We start from the raw sequence: 7,544 nt of genomic DNA, 5'->3' as shown, positions 1-7,544 counted from the left end.
SCACTACCGCAACAACTCATCCGGTGTTCTGCACGCCCTGCGAAACACCGTTCACGCACGCCACCAGCGCGCGCAGCAGATCGTCGTCTTCCCGGCCGCTGGCCCGCCAGCGCTGCAGCAGGTCCACCTGCAGCACGCTGATCGGGTCCACATAGGGATTGCGCAGGCGGATCGACAGCGCCAGCCGCGCATCGTGGTCCAGCAACGTCTGCTGGTCCATCAACGCCAGCAACCAGTGCCGGGTCAGTTCCAGCTCGCGCTGCACCTGCGGGAAGAAGCGCCCGTGAAGCTCACCGGACAACCGCGAGAACTGCTCGGCAATGGTGATATCACCCTTGGACAGCACCATCGCGATGTCATCCAGGAACGTGCGGAAGAACGGCCAGTCGCGCGCCATCTCGCGCAGGGTGCCCTCGTGGCCGGCATCCACGGCCGCCTGCAGGCCACTGCCGACGCCGTACCAGCCGGGGATGACCGCGCGCGCCTGGCTCCAGGCGAACACCCACGGAATCGCGCGCAGGTTGCCCAGCGCCGCGTCCTGGCCGAGCCGGCGCGACGGCCGCGAGCCCAGCGTCATCCGCTCGATCACGTCGATCGGCGTGGCGGTGCGGAAGTAGTCCATGAAACCGGCCTGGCCAACGAAGGCACGATAGACCTCGCTGCTGGCCGCAGCCACCGCATCCATCACCGGCCGCCAGCCATCCTCGCGCGGCTCGGCCGCGCGCGGGCGCAGGCTGGCGCGCAGCACCGCGCCGGTGGCCTGCTCCAGTGAACGCAGCGCCAGCGCGCGGATGCCGTACTTGCGATGGATCACTTCGCCCTGCTCGGTCACCCGCAGGCGGCCGTCGATGCTGCCGCGCGGTGAAGCATCAACCGCATGCGTGGTCTTGCCGCCGCCACGGCTGATCGAGCCGCCACGGCCGTGGAAGAAGGTCAATCGAATGCCAGCCTCGGCTGCCACCTCCAGCAACTCCACCTGCGCGCGCTGCAGGCCCCAGCGCGAGGCGGCGATGCCACCGTCCTTGCTGCTGTCCGAGTAGCCGAGCATCACCATCTGCACGTCGCCGCGCGCACGCAGATGGGCGCGATACACCGGGTCGGCCAGCAGGTCGCGCAGGGTCGCGGTGCCGCGCTTGAGGTCATCTACGGTCTCGAACAACGGCGCAATATCCAGCGGCACCGCGCCATCGGCATCGACCAGGCCACCGCGCCGCGCCAGTGCGAGTACGGCCAGCACATCGCCGCGATCGTGCGCCATGGAAATGATGTAGCTGCCCAGCGCATCACCGCCGTGGCGTGCCCGCGCATCGGCCAGTGCAGCGAACACCGCATCCAGGCGTTGGTTGCTTTCGTCATCACCACGAGGCAATGCGACTTCACCGCTGGCATGCGGGCTCAGCAGCCGCGCACGGCCCACCGCATCCAGCGCCTGCCATGCCTCCTCGCCGCCCAGCACGGCGGCCAGCGCGCGTGCATGCACGCTCGACTCCTGGCGCACATCCAGCCGCGCCAGATGGAAGCCAAAGGTCTTCACCCGCCACAGCAGGCGCTGCACGGCAAAGCCACCCGCATGCTCGCCACGGTTCGCACGCAGGCTGTCGAGGATCAGCTGCAGGTCGTCGATCAGCTCGTCCGGGCCAGCGTAGTTGCCTTCGCCATCATCCAGCGTGGCCTGCAGGCGCGCGCGCATGCGGTCATTGAGCAGGCGATACGGCATGTCGGCATGGCGTGGCCGCGACTGCACCTGCGGCAGCAACTGCTGGTAATGCACCACGCGCGCCTGCAGCGCATCACTCACCCCCACCCGCTCGGTGGACTGGCTGAGCAGGCTGGCCAGCTGCAGCAGTTCCTTCTGGTAGCGCCCCAGCACGGCCTGTCGCTGCGCATCCAGCGTGTTGCGGATGGTGGTGGCATCCACGTTCGGGTTGCCGTCCATGTCGCCGCCCACCCACGTACCGAAGCGCAGCAGGCGCGGCAGCGGCAGTTCTTCGCCGTAGGTATCGCGCAGCGCCTGCTGCAGCGATTCGTACAGCACCGGAATCACCCGGTACAGCACCTGCACCAGATAGAACCCGACGTGCTCGCGCTCGTCATCGACGGTGGGGCGCACCGGAGAAGAATCGGTGGTCTGCCACGACGCGGTCAGCGCCATGCGGAAGCGTGCGGCATCGGCGGCAGCCTCGCCGGGGGTGCGCTGGCCGTCGAGGTTGTCGACCAGGCTGGCCACCATCAGCTGCTCTTTTTCCAGCAGCGCGCGGCGCACCGCTTCGGTCGGATGCGCGGTGAACACTGGTTCGATGTCGATGCGCGGCAACCACTGCGCCAGCTCGTCCAGGCCCACGCCCTGTGCCTTCAGGTACTGCAGCGCATCCTGCAGGCCATCGGGCTGTGCCCCTGCGGTACCGGCACGCTGGTAGTCGCGGCGGCGGCGGATGCGATGCACGCGCTCGGCGATGTTGACCACCTGGAAGTAGGTGCTGAACGCCCGCACCATGGTCTCGGCCTGCTGCGGCGTGCGCCCGGCCAGGCCGTCGGCCAGTTCGGACAGTGGCGCCTGGTTCTCGCGGCGGGTGATGGCGCGGGTGCGCACGTCCTCGACGTCATCAAGGAAGGCGGCGGAGACCTGTTCAACCAGCAGGTCGCCAACCAGCGCGCCGAGCCGGCGCACATCATCGCGAAGCGGAAGATCGGGGGAAGCAAACTCGATGCTGCTGCGGTACTCGTTCATCGGCGACGCACAGGCCTCGGTCAACGGATCCAGACCCCAAGCCTATCCCAGATCGGGCCTCGTGCTGCGATGCAAAAATGGTTTCATCTGCACGCATCGCCTGATGTGACCGGAGTGGAAACGCCGACGGGAACCACTGTGCGGGAAACGCCGACCGGGTAGAGTCGACTGTCAGTCGACTGCTCTCCTGTCAGATCTTCGAAAGCCCGCGCTGCGCGCGATAGTCGACTAACAGTCGACTCTACCCGGTCGACTCTACCCGGTCGACTCTACCCGGTCGACTCTACCCGGTCGACTCTACTCCGTCGCGTCATGGCGGCCCCCGTTGCAGGGGCCGCCGTCATGCGCGGGTCAGCGCTTCTTCTTCGCCTTGCCCTGCTCGGCCGGGCCGATGGTCTGCTCCAGCCAGCGCTCGCTTTCGGCCAGCATCGTCATGATCGATTCGCGTGCGCGGTAGGCATGCGATTCGTTGGGCAGCATCACCAGCCGTGCGGTGCCACCCAGCCCCTTCACTGCGGCGAACATGCGCTCGCTCTGCATCGGGAACGTGCCGGAGTTGTTGTCGTCCACGCCGTGGATGAAGAGGATCGGATCCTTGATCCTGTCGGCGTAGTTGAACGGCGCCATCTTCTGGTAAACGTCCTGCGCCTGCCAGTAATTGCGTTCCTCGGCCTGGAAACCGAACGGGGTGAGCGTGCGGTTGTAGGCGCCGCTGCGCGCGATGCCGGCCTTGAACAGGCGGGTGTGCGCCAGCAGGTTGGCCGTCATGAAGGCACCGTAGGAATGGCCGCCGATGGCGATGTGGTCGCGATCGGTCACGCCACGCCGCACCACTTCATCCACCGCCGCCTGCGCATTGGCCACCAGCTGTTCGATGTAGGTGTCGTTGGGCTCCTTGTCGCCTTCGCCGATGATCGGCATCGACGGGCTGGCCAGCACCACGTAGCCCTTGGCCAGGAACGCCTGCGGGCCCCAGTAGCTGACCGCATTGAAGCGGTACGGCGAATCGGTCACCTGGCTGGCCGCGGCCGCACTCTTGAACTCGCCCGGGTAGGCCCACATCAGCAGCGGGCGCGGGCCATCGCGCTTCGGGTCGTAACCCGGCGGCAGCAGCAGGGTCGCGGTCAGGTCGACGCCGTCCTTGCGCTTGTAGCGGATCTGCTCCTTCTGCACGCCCTTCAGCTGCGGCAGCGGGTGGGCAAAGTGGGTCAGCGCGCGCGGCGCGGCGCCGGCGTCGGCCAGCGACTGCACGTAGAAGTTGGCCGGCTCGTCCGGGCTTTCACGGCTCAGCAGCAGCGAGCTGCCCTGTTCGTCCAGCAGCGCCACCGGCAACGAATAGCTCGGTGCCTGCGAGTGGAACAGGCGCGTCGCCTTGCCACTGGCGATGTCGAAGCGGTCCACGAACGGGCGGTCGCCCTCCGGTGAGGCACCGGCACCGGCCAGGTACAGGCTGCTGCCATCGGTGCTGGTCTGCAGCAACGAGCGGCCGCGGTCGTCGCTGGACAACAGCGGCCGGCCCGGATCGGAATAGCGGTCCTGCCCGTCTCGATCCCACAGCAGGCGCGGCTCGGCGCCGGCATTGTCCGGGGCGATCAGCCAGGTCTTGGTCCTGCGCGTCTTCCACCACGACTCGGTCAGCAGGGCCAGGTCGCCACGGCCCCAGTTGATGCCCACCAGACGGCTGCCGAGCTGGGCCAGGGTCACCGGCGGCTTGTCGAACGGCGCAGCCTGCATCAGCACCGCATCGCGCACCTTGGCGTCCCTGTTCGGGTCGCCGCCGTCCTGGGCTTCGGCCCAGACCAGGGTGGCATCCGCATCACCACGCCAGCTGATGTCGCGCACGCCGGTCACTTCAGCGTCGTTGCCGGTCGGCAGGCCTTCCACCAGCGGACGCACGGCCACGGTGTGCACCAGCGTGCCGCTGGCCCGGTCGATCACTTCGATACGGCGCGGGAAACTGCTCACCGGCACCACGTAGGAATACGGCCGCTGCACCGGCTGGCGCAGCACGAAGCGGCCATCCGGCGACACCGAGAAGCCCATGAAGATGCCGGCTGCGCCGATCGCGCGGGTGCTGCCATCCAGGCTGACTTCCATCGGCTGGGTGGTGGCGTAGTAGTCGAACTGGCGCGCGTCGGCCTCGTTCTTCAGCAGGTCCTGGTAGGTACGGATCGACACCACGCCGCCGCCCTGGCTGGTCTGCTGCACGGCCGGGCCGGTCGGAATGCCGTCGGCGGCCGGGGCCGCACCAAGGTTGGCCGGGCGCGTGAACACCACCAGGCCGCGGCTGTCCGGCAGCCACTGGTAGCCACTGCCGATCACCGTGTTCAGGCCGGCGACCAGACGACGGGCGCTGCCGCCGGCCACATCCACCAGCCACAGTTCATTGGCGCCGCTGGTGGCGTCGACCTGGTTGAAGGCCAGCCACTTCTGGTCCGGCGACCACATCACGCTGGCGATCGACAGCTTGGCCGGCAGCCCGCCGATCTGCCGTTCCTTGCCGTCGGCCACGTTCATCAGCCACAGCTTCTCGCCGAAGCTGAAGCGGCTGTCGGAGAAGGTGCGCGGGTTGATGCGCAGGCCGGCCAGCTTCAGTTCCGGCTGCGCCACCACCTGGATCGACGGCAGCGACGGCATCTGCATCATCGCGGCGACGTCGCGGCGCGGCGACAGGTACAACGACGGCGCACGGGGCGCGTCCACCACCGCCTGCAGCGCGGCCGACGGCAGTTCGTAGCCGTTGACGCCCTGGGTCTGTACCTGGGCGGGCTGCGGGGACGCGGCCCAGGCCAGCGGAGCCACCGCCAGCAGTCCCATCGACAGGACCAGGCCGGTCCAGCGCCGTGTGCGGCGCGCGTGCATGCTCATCGTTCCACCTGTGTGATGCGTGAAAACACCGACCTTAACAGGCCGTGCACGCGATCCCACCTGCCGATGGTTGGGTCATCCGGATGTCACGCCGGGGCCGCGATATAATGGGGGTTCTCCCCTGCCGAGGGGCGCTGCGACCGGATCCCACGAGGCCCGGCCAGGCTCGGTAAGGTGGCTTTGTAACAACGGCGCCCGGCTAGATGCGAGCACCCGCTCGTCCACAACCGGAGCACACGAATGAACGCTGTTGCCAAGACCTTCTCCACCGAAGGTGATTACAAGATCCGCGACATCACGCTGGCCGACTGGGGCCGCAAGGAACTGGACATCGCCGAGCACGAAATGCCGGGCCTGATGTCGATCCGTCGCAAGCACGCCGCCAGCCTGCCGCTGAAGGGCGTGCGCGTGACCGGCTCGCTGCACATGACCATCCAGACCGCCGTGCTGATCGAGACCCTGAAGGACATCGGCGCCGACGTGCGCTGGGCCTCGTGCAACATCTTCTCGACCCAGGACCACGCCGCTGCGGCCATCGCCGCCACCGGCACCCCGGTGTTCGCCTGGAAGGGCGAAACCCTGGAAGAGTACTGGGACTGCACCCTGGACGCGCTGACCTTCACCCTGGCCGACGGCACCCTGACCGGCCCGGAGCTGGTAGTGGACGACGGCGGTGACGTGACCCTGCTGATCCACAAGGGCTACGAGCTGGAAAACGGCAGCGACTGGGTCAACACCGCCTCGTCCTCGCACGAAGAACAGGTCATCAAGAACCTGCTCAAGCGCGTCGCCAAGGAGCGCCCGGGTTACTGGGGCCGCGTGGTGAAGGACTGGAAGGGCGTCTCCGAAGAAACCACCACCGGCGTGCACCGCCTGTACCAGCTGGCCCAGGCCGGCACCCTGCTGATCCCGGCAATCAACGTCAACGACTCGGTCACCAAGAGCAAGTTCGACAACCTGTACGGCTGCCGCGAGTCGCTGGCCGATGGCCTGAAGCGCGCGATGGACGTGATGCTGGCCGGCAAGGTGGCCGTGGTCTGCGGTTACGGTGACGTCGGCAAGGGCTGCGCCGCCTCGCTGCGTGCCTACGGCGCGCGCGTGATCGTCACCGAGATCGACCCGATCTGCGCCCTGCAGGCGGCGATGGAAGGCTATGAAGTCAACACCATCGAATCGACCCTGGGCCGTGCCGACCTGTACGTCACCACCACCGGCAACAAGGACATCATCCGCATCGAGCACCTGAGCGCGATGAAGGACCAGGCCATCGTCTGCAACATCGGCCACTTCGACAACGAGATCCAGGTCGATGCGCTGGTGTCGTTCGCCGGCGTGAAGCACGTCAACATCAAGCCGCAGGTGGACAAGTACATCTTCCCGAACGGCAACGCGATCTTCCTGCTGGCCGAAGGCCGCCTGGTGAACCTGGGCTGCGCCACCGGCCACCCGAGCTTCGTGATGTCCAACAGCTTCGCCAACCAGACCCTGGCACAGATCGACCTGTGGGCGAACAAGGACAGCTACGAAAAGAAGGTCTACCTGCTGCCGAAGAAGCTGGACGAAGAAGTGGCTCGCCTGCACCTGGAAAAGATCGGCGTGAAGCTGACCACCCTGAGCCAGGAACAGGCCGACTACATCGGCGTGCCGGTGGAAGGCCCGTTCAAGCCGGACCACTACCGCTACTGATGCCATGCGCGGGGTCGGATCCCTTTCTGCAGGAAAGGGCTCTGACCCCAGCAACGGTCGGACAGAACGGGCGCCTTCGGGCGCCCGTTCTGCGTTCGCGTGTGGTCGTACACCACGCATCCCCAGCCAACCCACAGTAGCAACTGTCTTGTCAGGGGCTGCCGAGGGCCACCTCGGCGTCCCGCTTGCGGGCATTGAGGATCACCAGCATTTTCCGCATGACCGCCACCAGTGCCACCTTGCTCGCTTTACCCTTGGCCTT

Annotated in this window: 3 protein-coding genes, 1 pseudogene and 1 riboswitch; of the genes and pseudogenes, 1 reads left to right on the top strand and 3 read right to left on the bottom strand. The window is 67.3% G+C overall.

Translation table 11 applies throughout. The features are described 5' to 3' along the window. Positions 1 to 16: 16 nt before the first annotated feature. On the bottom strand, positions 17 to 2,728 hold the full coding sequence (ppc, locus tag D7T59_RS20905) for a phosphoenolpyruvate carboxylase (RefSeq protein ID WP_180853440.1): 2,712 nt from the start codon (positions 2,726 to 2,728) through the stop codon (positions 17 to 19). Positions 2,729 to 3,079: 351 nt separating this feature from the next. Then, a complete protein-coding gene (locus D7T59_RS20900; RefSeq protein WP_180853434.1) occupies positions 3,080 to 5,596 on the bottom strand; it encodes a S9 family peptidase in 2,517 nt (838 codons plus the stop codon). Between the two features lie 120 nt (positions 5,597 to 5,716). Further along, a riboswitch (S-adenosyl-L-homocysteine riboswitch) is annotated at positions 5,717 to 5,800 on the top strand. 36 nt (positions 5,801 to 5,836) lie between these two features. Here D7T59_RS20900 and ahcY point away from each other — a divergent pair. Continuing rightward, positions 5,837 to 7,282, top strand: a complete 1,446-nt coding sequence (gene ahcY / locus D7T59_RS20895) for an adenosylhomocysteinase (protein WP_180853433.1) — start codon at positions 5,837 to 5,839, stop codon at positions 7,280 to 7,282. A gap of 151 nt (positions 7,283 to 7,433) precedes the next feature. Here ahcY and D7T59_RS20890 read toward each other — a convergent pair. Then, positions 7,434 to 7,544: pseudogene (locus D7T59_RS20890) on the bottom strand (IS110 family transposase); the annotation flags it as partial.

Origin of the sequence: Stenotrophomonas maltophilia, from assembly GCF_013464915.1 — a bacterium.
GTDB lineage: Bacteria > Pseudomonadota > Gammaproteobacteria > Xanthomonadales > Xanthomonadaceae > Stenotrophomonas > Stenotrophomonas maltophilia_AT.
Note: the sequence above shows the minus strand (reverse complement) of the source record. Positions and strands in the feature narration are given on the sequence as shown.